Origin of the sequence: Steroidobacter denitrificans, from assembly GCF_001579945.1 — a bacterium.
Taxonomy (GTDB): Bacteria; Pseudomonadota; Gammaproteobacteria; order Steroidobacterales; family Steroidobacteraceae; genus Steroidobacter; species Steroidobacter denitrificans.
Map to the genome: position 1 here is coordinate 2009437 of NZ_CP011971.1, position 19497 is coordinate 2028933.

General features: G+C 63.8%; 16 protein-coding genes. 5 read left to right on the plus strand and 11 right to left on the minus strand.

Going from position 1 to position 19497, the window contains the following annotated elements; translation table 11 throughout:
• Positions 1–30: 30 nt before the first annotated feature.
• On the plus strand, positions 31–675 hold the full coding sequence (locus ACG33_RS09245; RefSeq protein WP_237392603.1) for a Maf family protein: 645 nt from the start codon (positions 31–33) through the stop codon (positions 673–675).
• A 234-nt stretch (positions 676–909) separates the two neighbouring features.
• On the opposite strand, the gene ACG33_RS09250 is transcribed toward ACG33_RS09245, so the two are convergent.
• Positions 910–2073 (minus strand): RluA family pseudouridine synthase, encoded by a 1164-nt coding sequence (locus ACG33_RS09250; protein WP_210398986.1) that lies wholly within the window; start codon positions 2071–2073, stop codon positions 910–912.
• Between the two features lie 602 nt (positions 2074–2675).
• Between ACG33_RS09250 and ACG33_RS09255 the strand changes: the two genes are divergently transcribed.
• Positions 2676–5327 carry an Rne/Rng family ribonuclease gene (locus ACG33_RS09255; RefSeq protein WP_168160054.1) on the plus strand — a complete coding sequence of 884 codons (2652 nt, stop codon included), beginning with the start codon at positions 2676–2678 and terminating at the stop codon, positions 5325–5327.
• 183 nt (positions 5328–5510) lie between these two features.
• Here ACG33_RS09255 and ACG33_RS09260 read toward each other — a convergent pair whose 3' ends face one another.
• From ACG33_RS09260 to ACG33_RS09290, 7 genes are all read right to left on the minus strand, one after another.
• Positions 5511–5984 (minus strand): low molecular weight protein-tyrosine-phosphatase, encoded by a 474-nt coding sequence (locus ACG33_RS09260; protein ID WP_066920607.1) that lies wholly within the window; start codon positions 5982–5984, stop codon positions 5511–5513.
• Between the two features lie 47 nt (positions 5985–6031).
• Positions 6032–6814 (minus strand): 3-deoxy-manno-octulosonate cytidylyltransferase, encoded by a 783-nt coding sequence (gene kdsB / locus ACG33_RS09265; RefSeq protein ID WP_066920609.1) that lies wholly within the window; start codon positions 6812–6814, stop codon positions 6032–6034.
• A gap of 69 nt (positions 6815–6883) precedes the next feature.
• On the minus strand, positions 6884–7072 hold the full coding sequence (locus ACG33_RS09270; protein WP_066920611.1) for a Trm112 family protein: 189 nt from the start codon (positions 7070–7072) through the stop codon (positions 6884–6886).
• 46 nt (positions 7073–7118) lie between these two features.
• Entirely contained in the window at positions 7119–8171 is a 1053-nt protein-coding gene (lpxK, locus tag ACG33_RS09275) for a tetraacyldisaccharide 4'-kinase (protein WP_066920612.1), read from the minus strand.
• Positions 8168–9964 carry a lipid A export permease/ATP-binding protein MsbA gene (gene msbA / locus ACG33_RS09280; protein WP_157071734.1) on the minus strand — a complete coding sequence of 599 codons (1797 nt, stop codon included), beginning with the start codon at positions 9962–9964 and terminating at the stop codon, positions 8168–8170. Before msbA ends, lpxK begins: the two co-directional genes overlap by 4 nt.
• 61 nt (positions 9965–10025) lie before the next feature.
• Positions 10026–10439: an ExbD/TolR family protein gene (locus ACG33_RS09285; protein ID WP_066920614.1), complete on the minus strand. Its 414-nt coding sequence runs from the start codon at positions 10437–10439 to the stop codon at positions 10026–10028.
• Entirely contained in the window at positions 10436–11068 is a 633-nt protein-coding gene (locus ACG33_RS09290; protein ID WP_066920616.1) for a MotA/TolQ/ExbB proton channel family protein, read from the minus strand. Before ACG33_RS09290 ends, ACG33_RS09285 begins: the two co-directional genes overlap by 4 nt.
• 133 nt (positions 11069–11201) lie before the next feature.
• Between ACG33_RS09290 and ACG33_RS09295 the strand changes: the two genes are divergently transcribed.
• On the plus strand, positions 11202–11735 hold the full coding sequence (locus ACG33_RS09295; RefSeq protein WP_168160055.1) for a DUF2062 domain-containing protein: 534 nt from the start codon (positions 11202–11204) through the stop codon (positions 11733–11735).
• 54 nt (positions 11736–11789) lie between these two features.
• Here the strand turns inward: ACG33_RS09295 and lolD are convergent, their stop codons facing one another.
• The 3 genes from lolD to ACG33_RS09310 are packed head-to-tail and all read right to left on the minus strand — an operon-like array spanning position 11790 to position 15162.
• Positions 11790–12467, minus strand: coding sequence for a lipoprotein-releasing ABC transporter ATP-binding protein LolD (lolD, locus tag ACG33_RS09300; RefSeq protein ID WP_066920620.1), 678 nt, complete (start codon positions 12465–12467; stop codon positions 11790–11792).
• Between the two features lie 30 nt (positions 12468–12497).
• On the minus strand, positions 12498–13739 hold the full coding sequence (locus ACG33_RS09305; RefSeq protein WP_066920622.1) for a lipoprotein-releasing ABC transporter permease subunit: 1242 nt from the start codon (positions 13737–13739) through the stop codon (positions 12498–12500).
• A gap of 7 nt (positions 13740–13746) precedes the next feature.
• Positions 13747–15162, minus strand: a complete 1416-nt coding sequence (locus ACG33_RS09310; RefSeq protein ID WP_066920624.1) for an ABC transporter permease — start codon at positions 15160–15162, stop codon at positions 13747–13749.
• Positions 15163–15309: 147 nt separating this feature from the next.
• Here ACG33_RS09310 and ACG33_RS09315 point away from each other — a divergent pair, with 147 nt between their 5' ends.
• Both ACG33_RS09315 and mfd read left to right on the plus strand, forming a co-directional pair.
• Complete coding sequence (locus ACG33_RS09315) at positions 15310–15630, plus strand: hypothetical protein (protein ID WP_066920626.1); 321 nt, start codon at positions 15310–15312, stop codon at positions 15628–15630.
• 236 nt (positions 15631–15866) lie between these two features.
• The gene (gene mfd / locus ACG33_RS09320; protein ID WP_083536654.1) at positions 15867–19430 is read left to right on the plus strand and encodes a transcription-repair coupling factor; all 3564 of its coding nucleotides are present in this window, start codon (positions 15867–15869) and stop codon (positions 19428–19430) included.
• Positions 19431–19497: the final 67 nt, after the last annotated feature.

Sequence of the window (19497 nt, forward strand, 5' to 3'; positions counted from 1 at the left end):
CTAAGGGATGATCCAAGCTGGAGGCCCTCGTTGAATCCAAGTGACGATCCCGTGCCCGGCGCTCCGCGCCTGATCCTGGCCTCTACATCACCCTACCGGCGCCAGTTGCTGGAGCGTCTTGGCCTGCCCTTCGCCACCCGCCGCCCCGATGTCGATGAATCCGCCCGTCCCGGCGAGGATGCAGCGACGCTCACCGGCCGGTTGGCGCAAGCCAAGGCCGAAGCTGTCGCGCAAAGGCAGCCCGACAGTATCGTTGTCGGCTCGGATCAGCTGGCGACCTGCGCCGGACGGATACTTGGCAAACCCGGCTCCGAGGGGCGCGCCATAGAACAATTGCGCTCGCTGAGCGGCACGCGCGTCATCTTCCACACCGCGGTGCACGTAATGCACAGCGGTTCGCCACGAGAGCAACCGGCGCAAGGACAGTGGCGGGCCGGACCGGCCGAAACCCACATGGACACGACCATAGTCCATTTCCGCTCCCTGAGCGACGAGGAGATCCGGCGCTATGTCGCGCGCGAGCACCCCCTGGACTGCGCCGGCGGATTCAAGGCGGAAGGACTCGGTATCAGCCTGTTCGAGCGCATCGAATCACAGGACCCCACGGGCTTGATCGGACTGCCATTGATCTGGCTGGCCGGCGCGTTACGCCGGCAAGGCTTCATACTGCCCTGACACTGGCACTGGCACTGGCACTGGCACCGCCCACTCTCATTGCTCCCGGCTCCCGGCTTCTCGGTGCCGGTCCGTAAGCGCCGATCAGTTCCACCCTGGGCCGTCTCACCGCCGTGCATTCCAATCGCACGGCGGTGAGACGGCCCAGGGTGGAACCGCAACGTCCGAACGGTCCGAACCGCAGTCTCGGAGCGACCGAGCCGGAGTCACGGCTGCGCAGCCTCCCGCGGACAATCAGCCCTGCGCCAGCCGGTCCAGGACCGACTGCAACTCCGGCGGCAAGGCGGCAGTGATCGTGAACGGCACAGCCGCACCCGCTCGGGTGAAGCTGAGCGAATGCGCATGCAGAAACATGCGCTGCAAACCCGCAGCCCGAATCTTCGCATCCAGGTCGCGTTCGCAGTATTTTTCATCCCCTGCGATAGGGTGGCCCGCATGTGCGGCATGCACCCGGATCTGATGGGTCCGCCCGGTTCCCAGGGAGACATCCAGCAAGGTTGCCGCTTTGCCGAAATGCCGCAGCGGCTCGAATCGCGTCGAGGCCTCACGCCCCGCCGCATGCACACGCACCACACGTTCTCCACCCTGACGCTGATGAGTCATGAGGGGCAGGTCGATCGTTTTCGCGCCGAATGGCCAGCGGCCCACGACCAGTGCCAGGTAGCGCTTTTCCATGCGCCGTTCGCGCAACAACGCGTGCAGCTCACGCAGCGCGGCACGGCGCTTGGCGACCAGCAGACAACCGCTGGTCTCGCGATCCAGCCGATGCACCAGTTCCAGCTCCGTAAGTTGTGGATACGCAGCTCGCAGCGCTTCGATGACGCCGAAATTCAGACCGCTGCCGCCATGCACCGCCACGCCGGCGGGCTTGTTCAGTACGATCAGATCGCGATCCTCGTAGATCACCGCCCCGGTAACGAATTCCCGCAGGGCGCGCGAAGGTGTCTTGGGTACATCCTGCTGCGCGGCGGAGGCGCTGCGCTGCAGCGGCGGCAGGCGGATGCGGTCACCTGCCGCCAGGCGCTGTGAGGCGGCAGCACGCTTGCCGTTGATCCGGACTTCGCCCCGGCGCAGGATTCGATACAGCCGGCTGCGCGGCACATCCTTGAGGATGCGGGCCAGGAAATTATCGATGCGCTGTCCTGCCTCTCCCTCGCCGGCCTCCACGTAAGCCACCTTCGATGCCGCCGGCATCTCGCGCCCGCCTGCCGAGCCGGCGCTCGGTGGACCGGCAATCTTCGTATCGGCCACCACGCCGGCCGATTCAGGCACATGAGCGCGGCGCGCGGTACGCGGCGCCGGCCGGGCGGCACCGGCCGGACGGCCCAGGGAGGACGAACGTGAGGAGATGCTCGCAGGCGCCTTTCGGGGGCCGCGCGGGCGAGAAAAGTTCGGCATGCGGGTATCGTCTTGGAATCGAACGTAAGCTATTGATTGACCATTGAGGGAATCCATCTGCCCTGATATATTACCCGCTGCTTTCCAGCTGTCGCGCCGCACCGTGGACTCGAAGTCCGGTACAGCACGCAGCTCATCCGTGGCGTCTCGGACCGGACTCTCGAGAGGATCGATCCACAGGCGCTGCATCTTAGTTGGTTCCACTCGAACCTGCCTCGCCAAGTATTTTCTCGACGGCCTGTGCCCGGTCCGACCCATCGGACCGCCCCGTGCCACCGGCATCGCAGCGATGCCTTGGTCGTGAAACGACGCGGTAGCAGGCTTGCGTAGAATCATCGCTCGGCCGCGCAAGCGGTCACGCCGCGACCTGCAACTCGGGATCCGGGTGACCGTGGAACGTACAGAGCGGGCTCAACCACGTAATCAGATAAGAATACGCGGACCAACAGACGGGCTCGGGGGGTTCGACCGACCAGCATCCCCAACCCTCACCGTCCGCAGAGGCAAACATCGGATGAATTCATTCCCCGATTCCGACTTACCTGTTCCGCTGGCTCCCCTCGTGCATGATTTCGCGGCCCCTGAATATTCAGAAGGGTCTCATGAAGCGAATGCTCGTCAATGCAACTCAGGAAGAGGAGTTGCGCGTCGCACTGGTTGATGGACAAAAAATCTACGATCTCGACGTCGAAATACCTTCCCGCAGTCAAAAGAAAGCCAATATCTACAAGGGACGTATCACCCGCATAGAACCCAGCCTCGAAGCCTGTTTCATCGAATATGGATCTGAACGTCACGGCTTTTTGCCGCTGAAGGAAATCTCTCGCGAATACTTCAAGGACGGCCAGTCGCCGGGAGGCAAAGCCAACATCCGCGAGTTGCTGGACGAAGGCCAGGAGCTCATCGTCCAGGTCGAGAAGGAGGAACGCGGCAACAAGGGCGCCGCGCTTACCACCTTCATCAGCCTGGCCGGACGCTTCCTGGTCCTCATGCCCAACAACGCGCGCGCCGGCGGTGTATCCCGCCGCATCGAAGGCGAGGATCGCGAACAGCTGCGCGAGGCACTGGATCGCGTACAGATCCCCGACGGAATGGGCGCCATCGTCCGCACCGCGGGCGTGGGCCGCTCGGCCGAAGAGCTGCAATGGGACCTCGACAATCTAAAGGAGGTCTGGAACGCGATTGCCCAGGCCGCCCAGGATCGTCCCGCGCCCTTTCTGATCTACCAGGAGTCCAAGGCGATCATCCGCGCAATGCGCGACTATCTGGCCGACGATATCGGTGAGATCCTGATCGATCACCAGGAAGTGTTTTCCGAGGCGCAGCAGTACATGCAGCGCTTCATGCCGGCGGGTCTGCGTAAACTGAAATTCTACGAAGACAGCGTGCCGCTGTTCACCCGCTTCCAGATCGAGAACCAGATCGAATCGGCGCACGCCCACAAGGTCAACCTGCCTTCCGGCGGCTCGATCGTTATCGATCCCACCGAGGCCCTGGTATCGATCGACATCAACTCCGCGCGCGCCACTCGCGGCACCGATATCGAAACCACAGCGCTGAACACCAACCTGGAAGCTGCCGACGAGATCGCTCGCCAGCTTCGGCTGCGCGATCTTGGCGGCCTGATCGTCATCGACTTCATCGACATGGAGTCCCAGAAAAACCAGCGCGCGGTCGAGGATCGTCTGCGCGAAGCCGTCAAGCAGGATCGTGCCCGCATCCAGATCGGGCGCATTTCACGTTTCGGCCTCCTGGAACTGTCGCGCCAGCGCCTGCGCCCTTCCATCGGCGAATCCGCCAGTATCGCCTGTCCACGCTGCAACGGCATGGGTTCGATCCGCAGCGTCGACTCCCTCGCACTGGCTCTGCTGCGCCTGATCGGCGAGGAAGCCCGCAAGGATCGTACGGTCAAGGTCATCGCGCAGCTGCCGGTGGAGGTGGCGACCTATCTGATGAATGAAAAACGGGAATGGCTCGCCAACATCGAGGCCTCCTGCCGGACACGCATCGTGCTGGTGCCCAACAAGTACATGGAGACCCCCGCCTACGACATTCGGCGCGTGCGTGACGATGAGGCGCAATTGACCGAAAACAGCATGGTCAGCCACCAGATTCCGGTCGCACCGCTGCCATCCCTGGATGATACCCGGCGCAATGGAGGCGCCGTGGCACCCACACCGGTGGTCGTCGCCTCCGGCGTGCCGAGCACCCCGCCACCGGCCACGATCGCGCGCGAAGCCGAGGCGGAACGCGCTGCGGCTACGCCGGTGCAGGTCGGCATTTTTGTGAAATTCTGGCGTCTGCTCTTCGGGGGAATCGGACAACAGCCGGCACCTTCCGCCTCGCAACGCGAATCCGGCTCACGCTCGTCCGGATCGCGGCATGGGCGCTCGGAAGGCCGATATGGCCGCGATCGAGATCGTCAAGACCGGGGCCGGCATGGCCGCGATCGGGACCGTAGCCGCGCCGACTCCAAGGATCGAGCCTCGCCGGAGGCTCGTCGTGACGGTCAGCGCCCAGACCGCAAATCCCGCGATCAAGCGCCGCAAGCGGCGGCACGCGGCCAGGGTCAGCGCAATCGTTCTTCGGCCGAAACGATGCCTCGGCAGAGCATTGCATCCACCGCGATTGCACCTGCCGTTGGCAGCATAGCCGCGGCGCCGAATGCATCGGCAAGTACTCCGGCGGACACCTCGCAGGCCGGACCGGCGACGGCGCCGGTCAACGATGCGCGCGGCGAGCGTGGGGAACGCAGTACGCGCTCCCGGCGCGGCCGGCGGCGGCGCGGCGGACGGGGACGCGGCGAGGATGCAGCCGCCGTGGAGGGATCCGAAACTTCCGCAGTGGTGGACGGCGAAACTGCAGCTACGCCGCAAGCATCTCGGGAACCGCAGCCCCGCGTGCAAGCAGCTCGCGAGGCGCGATCCCATGAGCCGCTTCCGGCGCTGCCCGCCGCGTCGAGCGGCGCCGGTCCGGTGCCCCAACCGGCCGCACCGCAGCCGATACGCGATGCAGCAGCACCGGCATCCTTGCCTGCCACGGTACCCGAGCCTTCACCTGCTCCGGCATCCGCACCCTCACCCGTGCGGCCTGCCTCGTCCCCTTCATCCGGGTCAAGCTCAGCCGAGTCGGACTCGGGCCGGACGGCAGCGGCACCCGGAGATGCGCGATCGTTTACGGTCTGGTCATCGGAGCCGCCGAGCAGCAGCAGTTCATGGGGCAGCGCGCCCGGCAGCGTCCGGCGCCAGGATTGAATTCCGGGGCTGGATCTCAGGACTGAATCTATGCGTACTTCGGTCCGGAGACCGAGGTACGCATTTCCACCGGGATCGGCGCCTGCAGCTACCGGATCGCTCCCTGCCCGGCCGATCCGGAATACGCATCTTCACCGGCTGCAGCAGCCACTGCGGACCGGAGCCGGCAGCGAGCCCGGGCGATCATCCGTGGCCGCGGCTCAACAGGTCCTGCAGCAGTCCTTCTGCCGCTTCTTCCAGCAAATCCAGCACCTCCTCGAACCCCTGCGCACCGCCGTAATAGGGATCGGGAACATGGCGCGCGAATGCTGTCGGTGCAAATTCCATCATCAGGCGGATCCGCTGCAAGGATGCTGCCGGTGCGCGGGCGCGCAATGCCCGAAGATTCTCCTCGTCCATCGCCAGGATCAGGTCATAGTAGAAAAAATCCTCGTCCCGCACGCTACGGGCGCGCAGCGCCGACAGATCGATCCCGCGCCGCAGGGCCGCCGCGATACTGCGTCGGTCGGGGGGACTGCCGATGTGATAGTCGTGGGTACCCGCCGAATCGATCTCGACACGCAGTTGCGGCGCACGCGTGCCCAGTACATGACGAAACACGCCCTCGGCACTGGGCGAGCGGCATATATTTCCCATGCAAACGAACAGGATTTTCATCGACGCTCCAGCTGAAAACATCCTGCTGCCAGGATGTCATGATCTCGCTATTTCATCTCGATCCGGGCACGTAGGCGTTCCAGATCGGCCTGGGTATCGATTCCAACAGGCGGCGGCGTACAGGCCATCCCCACCAATAACCGCATACCCCCCTGCAGGGCACGCAACTGCTCCAACTGCTCCGCCTGTTCAAGCTCGCCGGGAGGCAACCCGGTCAAGCGACGCAGCGCCGCCACACGATAAGCGTAGATGCCCAAGTGACGCTGCGCGCCCGTGAAGCGGCCTGGCAGCGCAGCACCACCGGCCTGCGGCACGACACTCTCTCGATACCACGGGATCGGCGCGCGGCTGAAATACAAAGCGGCGCCATCGTCCGCCGTGACGACCTTGACCACATTCGGATTCAGGAATTCATCAAGATGTTCGATGGGTGTGCACAGGGTCGCGATGTCCGCCCGGGCGTCGCTTGCCAGCAGCGCGGCCACCTGGTCGACGAGCACCGGCGGCAGCAACGGCTCATCGCCTTGTATATTCACCACGATCGTATGCGAATCCCAGCCTCGCACTGCCGCGACTTCGGCGATCCGATCGGTACCGGATGGATGATCGCCGCGCGTCATGACTGCGAGGGACCGCCCGGGACTGCGCGGATCCACGGCAGCCGCGGCGATACGCACATCGTCCGTGGCAACCAGCACCTCCCGCGCCCCGCTGCGCAAGGCCGCCTCGATCACCCATTGGATCATCGGTCGCCCACCCAGCTCCAGCAGCGGCTTGGCGGGCAGCCGCGTCGATGCATATCGCGCGGGAATGACCACATTGAATGCCATCAATCGCTGCGGCGCTCTGCCGCCTCCCGGGCATCGTTCCGGCGCATCGGCTTCCAGGGCTGCGGCACGTCAATCCTTGAGCAAAGGATCCAGAGGCTCCAGCATCTGCGCCTCATCCTCGAGCATCACCGGAATGCCGTCGCGCACCGGAAACGCCAGGCGATCGGCACGGCATACCAGGACTTGCCGCGCCTTGACATATTGCAAAGGTCCCTTGCACAGCGGACAGGCGAGAATGTCGAGCAGCTTGGTGTCCATCGGATCTCCGTAAATCGGCCGTTCGGGTGAAAGCGCAGACGGCGCCTTATGGGCCCACGACCTGATCGAGTATCGTCGATACGATCCGGGCACTCTGCTCTTCCAGGTCGATGTCCATGCGCACCGCCCAGTGACGCCGGTCCGCAATCGAGGTGCATTTTACCGCATCCTTCTCGGTCATCAGCACCGGATACCCGTCGGTAAAGTCGATATCCGCCCGTTCGATAGGAGCATGATCGGGCAGCGCATGCGGCAGCACATCCAGCCGGCAAGCCGCCAATGCGCGAAAGAAAGCCTGTGGATGGCCGATGCCGGCCAGCGCATGCACCGGCGCACCACGAAAAGCCGTCAGCGCGCGCCGCTCTCCCGTTGCGATACATACGGCGTCCACCAGATACGCATCGGCGCGTATCGCCGGAGAAATCTGCGGCCCGCCGGCCGGGCGGGTTCCCTCTGCGCGGCTCTGCGGCCGCTCCCCGGCGCGATGCATCAGCACGATGAGATCCGCCCGCGACAATCGGCGCTGCGGTTCGCGCAACGGTCCCGCCGGCAACAGATACCCATTACCCAGGCCGCGGCGCGCATCGATCACCACGATCTCCAGGTCTCGTGCCAGGCGATAATGCTGCAGTCCGTCGTCGGACAGGACGATATGCGCGCCGCGCTCGATGGCATGCTGCGCGGCGGCGACACGGTCCGGTCCCGCCACGACGATCGCCCCGGTGCGCCTGGCCAGTAACACCGCCTCGTCACCCACCTCCTCCCAGGCACCATCGTCAGCCACCTCGCGCGGCCAATGCGCCGAACGCCCGCCATAGCCGCGCAATACGATGCCCACGCGCACGCCGCGCGATTGCAGCGCTTGCGCCAGCCAAATCGTGAACGGCGTCTTGCCCGTTCCGCCGACGGTGAGGTTGCCGATCACGATCACCGGCCGCGCTAGACGATGACTGCGCAACAAGCCACAGCGATATGCCTCACGCCGTAGCGCCACGACCAGGCCAAACAGCCCCGCCGCCGGCAGCATCAGCCAGGACAACCAGCGCCGCTGCCGGTCATACCATAGACGTTGAAAAAAACGGTCCGCGGAACTGCTCACGCCGTAAACTGCATCCGGTGCAGCGCCGCGTACCGTCCACCACTCGCCATCAGTTCCGCATGCGTGCCGGTTTCCACCACGACACCCGCATCCATTACCATGATGCGATCGGCCTTCTCCACCGTCGAGAGACGATGAGCGATGACCAGGGTGGTGCGATCGTGCATCAGGCCATCCAGCGCTGCCTGGATGATACGTTCGGACTGACTGTCGAGCGCGGAGGTCGCCTCATCGAGGATGAGGATGGGCGCATTCTTGAGCAGTGCGCGCGCGATCGAGATGCGTTGACGCTGGCCGCCCGACAACAGCACCCCGCGATCGCCCACGACGGTATCCAACCCGGCAGGCAACTCGCGCACGAACTCCATCACGTGCGCCGTTTCCGCCGCCGCCTCGATCGCCTCCGGCGCCACCTCGCGGCCGAAAGAAATGTTCGCGCGTATCGTATCGTTGAACAGGACCACGTCCTGGCTGACCAGCGCAATCTGGTCGCGCAGACAGCGCAGATTATATTCACGCACGTCGACACCGTCGACGCGCACCGCGCCTGTATTCACGTCGTAGAAACGCGGCAGCAGGTTCACTAGCGTGGATTTGCCGCTACCCGAACGCCCGACGATCGCCAGCGTTTCTCCCGCGCGGACCTGCAATGAAATATCGCGCAGCGTCTCACCCTGTCCCGTCGGATAGGTAAAAGACACGGCGTCGAACTGGATGTCGCCGCGCACCCGCTCGATCATTCGCGTGCCGCCTGCGGGCTCGACCGGTTCATCCAGCATCTCGAAGATGCTTTGTCCCGCCGCGATACCCTGTTGCAACGGGCCCGAGACACTCACCAGGCTGCGCAGCGGCTGCGCGATATTGACCAGCGCCACCAGGAACGCCAGCAGATCGCCCATGCTCATGCGCCCATGAATGGCATCCGAGATGGCGATCGACAGCACCAGAGCCGCACCGATCGCCGTCACCATCTGCACCACCGGGTTGGATAACCCCTTGGTCAGCACCAGGCGCATGTGGGAGCGCCGGTTGTGCTCGTTGACCGACTCGAACTGCCGATTCTGATAGTCCTGCGCGTTATAGACCTTGATGACGCGCGGCGCCTCGAATGTCTCCTTGGCGACTCGGGTGATATCGCCCATCGAATCCTGGATACGTCGGCTGTAGCGGCGAAACTTGCGATTGATGATGGTCACCAGCCAGGCGACCAGCGGCCCCATCGTCAAGGCAATGAACGTCAGGCGTGTATTGATCACGAACAGCGCAACGATGGAACCGACGATCGTCAGGCTTTCCCGCAGCATGACCATCACCGAATCCGTAGTCGCCTGACCGACCTGTTCGGTATTGTAGGTCAGCCGGGAGAGCAGTACGCCGCTGGCGCTGCGATCGAAATAACCGATCGGCAGCGCCACGATACGCTCGAAAATCTGACTGCGCAGGCGCTTGACGATATGACGCCCGATATGCCCCATGGCATAGGTTTGGGTGAAATCCCCCAGACCGCGCAACAGGAACAGTCCGATCAGCGCCAGCGGCAACCAGAGGATCGTGCGGGCGTCGCGGTTCTCGAACGTACCGTCACCGAAGAATTTCGCGAAGGCCGCAAAACTCACCATGCTCGCGGAAAATGTCACCGCACCAAGCATCCCGAGCACAAACATGCCGCGATGCGGCTGCAGATAGCGCAGCAAGCGTCGATAAGTCTGCCAGCCGTCGTTCATGATACCCCGAGGATGTACGGGTTCAGCTGCCGCAGCGGACGGGATGGCACCGGCCGGATCGGCTGGCATGGCGCGCTCCGCGGCTGCCGGGCGTACATGGATGATTCAGATTCCGGCCTGCGTCGCCGCGTCATTCGCTGACAGTCGCAATACTGATGTTGCGCAATCCCAGCCGCCCGACGACATCCATCGCAGTCACCACCGATTGGTGCGTGGCGCGCGCATCGGCGCGGATCGTCACCGGCAATTCGCGCGATTCGCCCACGAGTTTGGCCACTGCGGCCGACAGGGTAGCTGCGCTGGTATTGATCAGCACCCGGCCATTGACCCGGTACTCGCCACCGGCGGTCACGGCGATCTCGATCGGATCCTGCTGCTGAGCCGCCAAAGGTTCGGCGCCTGCCTGGGGCAATTGCAGCCGGAGGCGGCCTTCATCCACGAACGTGGTCGAGATCATGAAAAAGATCAGCAGCAACAAAACGACATCGACCAGCGATATCAGGCTCAACTCCGGCTCTTCATGCGTACGTCGCCGCAGATTCATGACGCCCTCTGGAGGGCGACCGCCGCGCCCTGCTCATCCATGGCCTGCACCAGCTTGATCGCTTCCTTTTCCATTTGTACGACCAGCCCATCGACCCGGCCGCGCAAATACTTGTAGCCGATGAGCGCCGGGATGGCGACGGTCAGTCCGGCGGCCGTCGTGATCAACGCCTCGGCGATGCCGCCGGCCAGCAGCGTGGGATTGCCGACTCCCGCCGTCGTGATGACATTGAACGCGCGGATCATTCCCATCACGGTACCCAATAGTCCCATCAGCGGAGAGATTGCCGCGATCGTACCCAACGCACCGATGAAGCGATCCAGCTCATGGACGACATGACGGCCGGTGTCCTCGATGCTCTCCTTGATGACCGAGCGATCACGATGCCGGTTGGCCAGGCCCGCTGCGAGGATCCTGCCCAACGGCGAATTCTGCTGAAGCGCGGCGATGTGCTTGTCCTGGATCTGGCGCTGTTCCACCCAGCGCCAGACTTTCTCCGTGAGCTCCGCCGGCAGCACCCGCTTGGGCTGCAAGGTCCACAGACGCTCCAAAAAAATAGCGGCGGCGATGATGGAAGCGAGAATGATCGGCCCCATCATCAGGCCGCCGGCTTTCACGAGTTCAAACATGGCATGGCGAGTGGCGTCGTTTGCCGCATACTAGCAGCTTTCATCGGCGGCCCTGTAGGGAACCTCTGATGCCGAGGCGGGACCCGCACCATCCTCGCAGATGCCGCCTATTTTCAATCGCACGATCTACTCCATGCCGCGACGTTTCTTCAAACCCATCAGCCGGAAACGGCGCGAATTGATGTCGCGGTGGTATATGCGCCCGTTCCGCCTGGTACTGGAGCACCCCGCCTACTGGAGCCTGAACCGCCGCAGTGTCACGCGCGCCTTCGCGCTCGGCCTGTTCATTGCCTTCATTCCCCTGCCGGTGCACATCATCCTGAGCATCGGCCTGGCGCTGCTGCTGCGGCTGAATCTGCCGGCGGCATTGTTCGGTACCTTTCTGACCAACCCGGTCACGACCGTGCCGCTGTATGTAGCCGCCTACTGGCTCGGCTGTCAGCTGCTGGACCTGCCGGTCGGCACCATGGCGTTCGAAATGAGCTGGGAATGGGTGACCACCGCGCTGTTGCCGGTGTGGAAGCCCTTCCTGCTGGGTTGCCTGGTGCTCGGAACATTCAGTGCCGTACTGGGCTACATCCTGGTCGGTGGCGCCTGGTATCTCGGCCTGGTGCTGCGTTACCGCCGGCGTAAAGGCCAGCCGCCCAATCGGCCGCCCGTCCCCTGAGTGGGTGCTGCGGCGGGCGGATGCTCCTGCCGATGCGCTGAATCCTGCCGGCACTCAGACCAGGATGCCGTCGCTCAAGGTCAGCGTCCGGTGCATCCGCGCAGCCAGTTCCGGGGCATGCGTCACGATGATCAGTGCAGTGCCGAGCTCGCGATTGAGCTCCAGCATCAGATCGAATACCTGCCGAGCATTGACACCGTCGAGGTTACCCGTCGGCTCATCGGCCAGCACGATGGCCGGGCGGGTGACCAGGGCCCGCGCCACGGCCGCCCGCTGGCGTTCCCCGCCGGACAGCTGTCCAGGACGATGATCCAGTCTGGCACCCAGTCCGACGCGCTCGAGCAACTCGCGCGCGAGTGCCTGCGCCTCCCGCACCCTGGTGCGACGGATCAGCAGGGGCATCGCCACATTCTCCAGCGCCGTGAACTCCGGCAATAGATGGTGAAACTGGTACACGAAGCCCAGCGCCCGATTACGCAGCGTGCCACGCTCGGCATCCGAGAGACTATTGATGGGCTGGCCGGCGATACTCACGGCACCGGACGTGGGCAGATCCAGCCCACCCAGCAGCTGCAGCAAGGTCGTCTTGCCGGAACCGGACGCCCCGACGATGGCCAGGCGCTCTCCCTTGGCGACCGATACGTCGACGCCTTTGAGAACTTCCACCCGCACATCGCCCTGCTGGAAATGCTTGACCAACCGCTGGCAGGCGAGAACCGGACCGTCTGTCATGTCCAAACACTCGTGTTGCAATCGTAGCGCTCAATCATGCCGCAGGGCTCGCGCCGGCTGGGTACGCGCCGCACGCCAGGAGGGATACAGCGTCGACAGGCAGCACAGCCCAAAGGCCGTCAGACTGATCTTGAGCACATCCCACCATTGCACGCTCGCCGGCAAATCGCTCATGTAATAGACCTTGGCATCCAGAAAATGCGTACCCAGCAGCGCCTCGAGCGCATGGATCAGCGACTCCAGATTGAGTGCGATCAACACCCCCAGCACCACGCCCGCCAGGGTGCCGATGGCGCCGATTGCGGTACCCTGGATCATGAAGATCCTCAGGATGCTGCGCGGCACGGCGCCTAAGGTACGCAGAATGGCAATATCCGCCTGCTTTTCCTTCACCACCATCACCAGTGTGGAAATGATGTTGAAAGCCGCCACCGCCACCACCAGCAGCAGGATCACGAACATGGCGGATTTCGTCAGCTGAATCGAGCGAAAGAAATTCGCATGCCGGCGCGTCCAATCGTCGACGTAATAACCACCGCCTAATTCCAGCGCCAGATTGCGCACGACGCGAGGCGCGCTGAACATATCCTGGAGCTTCAGCCTCAGGCCCGTCACGGCATCATCCATGCGATACAGCTTGGCGGCATCCGCCAGGTGGATATAGGCCAGATTGCGGTCGAACTCATACATGCCCGCGGCAAAGGTGCCGACGACCTTGAAACCGCGCATGCGCGGCATGACGCCGGCCGGTGTCGTCGTGCGCAGCGATGTGACGACGACGACCCGGTCGCCGCGCGAGACCTGCAAGGTCTTCGCCAGTTCCGCGCCCAGCACGATGCCATATTCTCCACCGGCGAGATCGTCGAAGGCGCCGCTGGCCATCAACCCCGCGATCGCCGACACCCTTTCCTCCTCCGCAGGCAGTACGCCGGTGAGGAGCGCGCCGCTGCTGTGCCCGCCGGCAATGAGCAGCGCCTGATCCTCGATATACGGAGCGCAGGCCTGCACCTCGGCATGCTCGGTGATCGAGGCCGCGATGCGGTGCCAGTCTTCCAGGCCCGTGCCGAACGCGCTGATCGAGGCGTGCGAGGTCAGACTCAGGATGCGTCCGCGCAGCTCCTGCTCGAAGCCGTTCATCACCGACAGTACTACGATCAGCACCGCCACGCCGATCGCCACGCCGATCATGGAAATGACCGAAATAAACGATACGAAGCGATTGGCGCGAGTGGAGCGTAAGTAACGGGCGCCGACGAGAAATTCGTAGCTCATTTCCAGCTCATTCGTAGCGAAGCGCCTCCGCCGGTGCGGTGGCGGCGCCGCGCAGCGCCGGGTAGATGGTCGCCAGCACCGTGAGCGCCAGCGCCGTCAGGGTGATGCCCGCCACCTGCGGCCAGCGGACCTCGGCAGGCACCTCGCTGATGACGAAGACCGTAGGATCGAACACATGCACGCCGAACAGTCCCTCCAGGAACGGCACGATCGTACCCACGTTCAAGGCCAGCACCAGTCCCAGCGCCGCGCCCAGCAGCGTCCCGAACCAGCCGATGACCATACCCTGGGTCATGAACACCGCCACGATCGAGCGCGGCGCAATGCCGACTGTGCGCAGGATTGCGATATCCGTGCGTTTTTCGTTCACGACCATGACCAGGGCAGCGACGATGTTGAACGCCGCCACCGCCACGATCAACAGCAGGATCAGTGCCATCATGGTCTTCTCGATGCGGACAGCGCGGAAATAGCTGGCGTTCTCGACCGACCAGTCGCTGAAATGATATGGCCCGTCCGTAAAATCCGCTCTATCACGGACTTGCGATCCGCCCTGCCGGACCCGTGCGGCCAACGCGTCATCGGCCGCAGCAGGAGCAGCGATCGCATCCGCCGCCACCGCGGCATGTATCTGCGTATTGGGCGCTGTGGCGCGCATTTGTGCATTAAGCGCCGCGGCAATTTCCGGCGCGCGCAGCGGCGCGGCGAAAATGTCGGCAAACTTCAGGCGTAACCCCCCGGGAGCATCCCCCGAACCGGCCAGCGCTTCAGCATCCCGCAAATGGATCAATGCCAAGGCATTGTCGTGCTCCTGCGCGCCGGCTTCGAAAATCCCGGCGACGATGAACGCCTGGATGCGCGGGCGCAGATCGATACCGGCGATGGAGCCCTCTGCGGATGCCTCGCGCGTCGGCACCAGCACGGTGATTTCGTCCCCGGGACGCACGTTCAATGCCCAAGCCAGCCCCGCACCGAGCATGATGGATTGCATTCCCGGCTGCAGATCGCTGAGCGCGCCGCTGGTCAGATAGGCATCGACATCCGACACCTGAGTTTCGAGGCTGGGCTCGATTCCGCGGATCTGCGCGGCGCGCAGATCGTTCCCGCGGCCGACCATGCCTTGCAATTCAAGAAAGGGTGCAACTCCGTTCACACCCGGCATCTGGCGGATCCGCTCTGCCAATGATTGCCATTCCCGCATATAGCGCGGCTCGGCCGTCACCGTGGCGTGCGCAGCAAGATTCAGCAGGCGCGTCCGCAGCTCTCCCTCCAATCCGTTCATGACCGACAGGACGGTGATCAAGGCGGCCACACCGATGCAGATCCCGAGCATCGATGTCCAACTGATGAAAGAAACGAAAAACCCGCGGCTACGGCTGCGTACGTAGCGCAGCCCGATGAACAGGGGCAAGGGGTGGAACATAAGGCCGGCAAGGCTACCGAGGCCGCCCGTGAATGTGAACTTAAAAATGTGACCCGTGACAACAAATCGAGGCGCCGGACTTGGCCCTCATGCAAGGCCTGCTATAGAGTCGAGTGCATGGAACCCGTTTTCCGCAGAGGATGAGCCATGAAGTTTCCGACGCTCCGCACCCCCCGCCAGTTATTGCTCATCCTGGCTTCGCTGACATTAGGCGCCCCGGTCCTGACTCAGGCGGATGAACTGACGATGCCGCAGGCCGAATCAGCATCGCAGCTCGAACCGGCGTCGCGAATCAGTATCGATCATCCCCGCCGCGGCATGTCCATGCAAAAAGTGGAATCCTTGTTCGGTGCGCCCGTCAAGCGCCTGCCGGCCGTCGGCCAGCCGCCCATCAGCCGCTGGGAATATCAGGGGTTCGTGGTCTATTTCGAGCACGATCGGGTTCTGCACTCGGTCATCAAGGGCTGAAGAGCGATGCGGCGCCCTGCCGCATCTCATCGACATTGATCCGGTTTTTCGCTTCAACCGTTGCAGCCGTCTCGGCTTGTAACCCTCTGTATTGCCAGGATGTCCGCCTGCACCTTTCCGCATCCTCGTTTTCCTAGGTAGAGCACGAAGCCCCCGAACTGCTACTCTGCCGATCTCATCGGGGACGCCTCGGCGCCGTCCCGAGTGTGTTGTTGTATTGCCGCCTTGACCCGCCCATGACCGAGATCCATCCCGCCCTGCCGCTGCACGAGCCCATACTGCCCAGCAAAGCCCGACCGCGAGTGCGCTGGGGAGGGTTATACGGCTCGGCCGGTTCGCTGTGGCTCGCCGAAGCGGCGCGCATCGCTTCCGGACCGATCCTGCTGATCGTCGCCGATACGCGCCAGGCGGGACGCATGGAAGAGGAATTGCGTTTCTTTCGCCGGGCCGGCTTGTGCGTCGAAACCTTTCCGGCCTGGGAAACGCTGCCCTACGATCTGTTTTCGCCGCATCCCGACATTGTCTCGCAACGCCTGCGCCTGCTCTCGACCCTGCCGCAACTGACCAAGGGCATTGTCATCGTCGATATCGAAACCTTGCTGCAGCGCCTGCCGCCGCAGTCCTACATCGACGCGCATGCCTTCGACTTGAAGCTAGGCGAGACATTCGATCCCGGCGCATTCCGCGAACGCTTGAGCCGTGCCGGCTATACCGCCGCCGCCCAGGTGATGGCGCCCGGCGAGTTCGCGGTACGCGGCTCCATCATCGATCTGTTCCCGATGGGCAGCACGATGCCCTACCGGATCGACCTGTTCGATGAGGAGATCGAAACCATCCGGGTCTTCGATCCGGAAACACAGCGATCCGACCAGCAGGTGCAGGCGCTACGCCTGCTGCCGGCCCGTGAATTCCCGCTTACCGCCTCCGGCATCCAGTCCTTCAAGCGTCGCTTTCGCATCCGTTTTCCCGGTGATCTGACCCGCATGCCGGTCTATCGCGACATCGCCGAAGGAGCGCCTCCGGCCGGTATCGAATATTACCTGCCGCTATTCTTCGACGACACTTCGACACTTCTGGACCATCTGCCCGGCAATACCCTGGTGGCTGCGGAGACGGCGCTGGATGAACTTGCCGTTCCGATCTTCGCCGAGATCGAAGGCCGTCATGCCCAGCGCGCCCACGATGCGGCAAGGCCGATCCTGAGGCCCGATGAAGTCTTCATGCCGCCCGCGGAATGCATCCGGCGGCTGGCGGCTTTTCGTCGCATCGAACTGTCGGATGCGGCACCCGAGGTACCCGAGGCACCCGAGGCATCGGAGGCATCGCTGCCCCGGCAGGATTTCGCCACCCGTCCGCCGCCGAACCTGCGCATCGACGCGCGCCGTGAGGAACCGGCACAGGCGCTGATCGAATTCCTGTCGGACTTCAACGGTCATGTCTTGATCGCCGCGGAATCCGCAGGCCGGCGGGAAATGCTGCTGGACATCCTGCAGCAGCGGAATCTGCGCCCCGTGCCCGTGGACGACTGGTCCGGGTTTATCGCCGGCCAGGCGCCGTTGGCCATCACCGTTTCCGCCCTCGCTACCGGACTGGTGCTGAGTGATCCGGCCATCGCGCTGATCGCCGAAGAACAATTGTTTGGCGAGCGTGTGCGGCAGGAGCGGCGCCGACGTCGTCCGGAGCGCGATCCCGAAAAAATCATTCGCGATTTAAGCGCGCTGCTGCCCGGGGCACCCGTCGTACACGAGGAATATGGAGTAGGCCGCTTCATCGGCCTCACCACACTGGAGGCCGGTGGCCTGACCAGCGAATACCTGGTGGTGGAATACGCCGAGGGCGACAAGCTCTATGTGCCCGTCCAGGCGCTCGACCGAGTCAGCCGCTACAGCGGTGCGCCGGCCGAAGCCGCGCCGCTGCACAAGCTCGGCGGCGAGGCCTGGGAAAAAGCTAAAAGGAAAGCCGCACAGCGTATTCGCGACACGGCGGCCGAACTGCTCGATCTGTATTCCCGCCGCGAGGCGCGCCAGGGTGAGCGGCTGACGGCGAATGAGGCTGAGCTGCGGGCGTTCGAAGCCGCCTTTGCGTTCGAGGAGACGCCCGATCAGGCGCAGGCGATAGCACAAGTGATCGCCGATCTCGGCGGTTCCCGTCCGATGGACCGGGTCGTGTGCGGCGATGTCGGCTTCGGCAAGACCGAGGTGGCGCTGCGCGCCGCTTTCATCGCCGTACAAGCCGGTAAACAAGTGGCGGTACTGGTACCCACCACCCTGCTCGCCCAGCAGCACTACCAGAGCTTCGCCGATCGTTTCGCCGACTGGCCCGTCAAGGTCGAGTCATTGTCGCGTTTTCGCACTGCCCGTGAGCTCGAGCAGTGTCTGCAGAATCTCGAGTCGGGACGGGCCGACATCGTCGTCGGTACGCATCGACTGTTGCAAAGCAACGTCAAGTTCAAGCGCCTGGGTCTGGTGATCATCGATGAAGAACATCGCTTCGGCGTCAAGGACAAGGAACGTATGAAGCAACTGCGCGCGCAGGTGGATGTACTGACGCTCACCGCCACGCCGATACCGCGCACCTTGAATATGGCGATGGGCGGACTGCGCGAACTGTCACTGATCACCACTCCGCCCGTGGCGCGGCTATCGATCAAGACCTTCGTATCGCAATGGGATGCCGCCACGATTCGTGAAGCCTGTCTGCGCGAAATCCGCCGCGGCGGACAGATCTATTTCGTTCACAACAGCGTCGAGACGATCGAGAAAACCGCGCGCTCCCTTGCCGAACTGGTGCCGGAAGCCCGCATCGCGATCGGTCACGGCCAGATGCGTGAGCGTGAACTCGAACAGGTCATGCTCGACTTCTATCATCAGCGCTGCAATCTACTGGTATGCACCACGATCGTCGAAAGCGGCATCGACGTGCCCACCGCCAACACGATCATCATTGATCGCGCCGACAAGTTCGGCCTCGCGCAACTGCACCAGCTGCGCGGCCGTGTCGGCCGCTCGCACCACCAGGCGTATGCCTACCTGATGACGCCGCCGCACAATCTCATGACCGCCGATGCGCACAAGCGCCTGGAAGCCATCGAATCCCTGGAAGATCTCGGTGCCGGCTTCACTCTGGCCACGCATGACCTGGAAATCCGCGGCGCCGGCGAACTGCTCGGCGAGGAACAAAGCGGCCAGATCCAGGAAATCGGCTATGCCCTGTACATGGAAATGCTGGAACGCGCCGTGAGCGCCCTGAAGGAAGGCAAAGTTCCCCAGCTCGACCAGCCCATGCACCAGGGACCGGAAGTCGATCTGCACGTGCCGGCGCTGCTGCCGCACGATTATTTGCCCGATGTCCATTTACGCCTGGTGCTGTACAAGCGCATCGCGGCCGCCGCCACGGCCGAGGAACTGCGCGAACTTCAGGTCGAAATGATCGATCGCTTCGGCCTGCTGCCCGGCGCCGCGAAGAATCTGTTCCGGATCGCCGGCTTCAAGCAGGCGGCACGGGCGCTCGGTCTGCGCAAGATCGATATCGGCCCGGGCGGCGGCAGCGTCACGTTCGAACACGAAACCCGGGTGGATCCCGCCACCCTTATCCGTTACGTCCAGCAGCATGCCCGCACCCACCGCCTGGAAGGCGGCGTCAGGCTGCGCTTCACACTGCCTTTGGAGAAAGAAGAGCAGCGATTCGCCCTGACCGAGACACTGCTCGTGGAACTGGGCAAACTGCCTCCTGCGCAGCAGCCCGCGCAAACGACTGACACACAACCCGCAAAAAGCAGCCGCCGAGGCGCTCGGCGTTGATTTTGTCATTCACAGACTGCCGAGCTGCCCGATCGCCGGCCGACCGCACGAACGGCGATGAAAAATT

Excerpts from the sequence above, each read along its gene's own strand:
- ACG33_RS09250 (WP_210398986.1), bottom strand. The coding sequence starts at position 2,073 with ATGCCGAACTTTTCTCGCCCGCGCGGCCCCCGAAAGGCGCCTGCGAGC.
- ACG33_RS09255 (WP_168160054.1), top strand. The coding sequence starts at position 2,676 with ATGAAGCGAATGCTCGTCAATGCAACTCAGGAAGAGGAGTTGCGCGTC.
- ACG33_RS09260 (WP_066920607.1), bottom strand. The coding sequence starts at position 5,984 with ATGAAAATCCTGTTCGTTTGCATGGGAAATATATGCCGCTCGCCCAGT.
- kdsB (WP_066920609.1), bottom strand. The coding sequence starts at position 6,814 with ATGGCATTCAATGTGGTCATTCCCGCGCGATATGCATCGACGCGGCTG.
- ACG33_RS09270 (WP_066920611.1), bottom strand. The coding sequence starts at position 7,072 with ATGGACACCAAGCTGCTCGACATTCTCGCCTGTCCGCTGTGCAAGGGA.
- msbA (WP_157071734.1), bottom strand. The coding sequence starts at position 9,964 with ATGCCAGCCGATCCGGCCGGTGCCATCCCGTCCGCTGCGGCAGCTGAA.
- ACG33_RS09285 (WP_066920614.1), bottom strand. The coding sequence starts at position 10,439 with ATGAATCTGCGGCGACGTACGCATGAAGAGCCGGAGTTGAGCCTGATA.
- ACG33_RS09290 (WP_066920616.1), bottom strand. The coding sequence starts at position 11,068 with ATGTTTGAACTCGTGAAAGCCGGCGGCCTGATGATGGGGCCGATCATT.
- ACG33_RS09295 (WP_168160055.1), top strand. The coding sequence starts at position 11,202 with ATGCCGCGACGTTTCTTCAAACCCATCAGCCGGAAACGGCGCGAATTG.
- lolD (WP_066920620.1), bottom strand. The coding sequence starts at position 12,467 with ATGACAGACGGTCCGGTTCTCGCCTGCCAGCGGTTGGTCAAGCATTTC.
- ACG33_RS09305 (WP_066920622.1), bottom strand. The coding sequence starts at position 13,739 with ATGAGCTACGAATTTCTCGTCGGCGCCCGTTACTTACGCTCCACTCGC.
- ACG33_RS09310 (WP_066920624.1), bottom strand. The coding sequence starts at position 15,162 with ATGTTCCACCCCTTGCCCCTGTTCATCGGGCTGCGCTACGTACGCAGC.
- ACG33_RS09315 (WP_066920626.1), top strand. The coding sequence starts at position 15,310 with ATGAAGTTTCCGACGCTCCGCACCCCCCGCCAGTTATTGCTCATCCTG.
- mfd (WP_083536654.1), top strand. The coding sequence starts at position 15,867 with ATGACCGAGATCCATCCCGCCCTGCCGCTGCACGAGCCCATACTGCCC.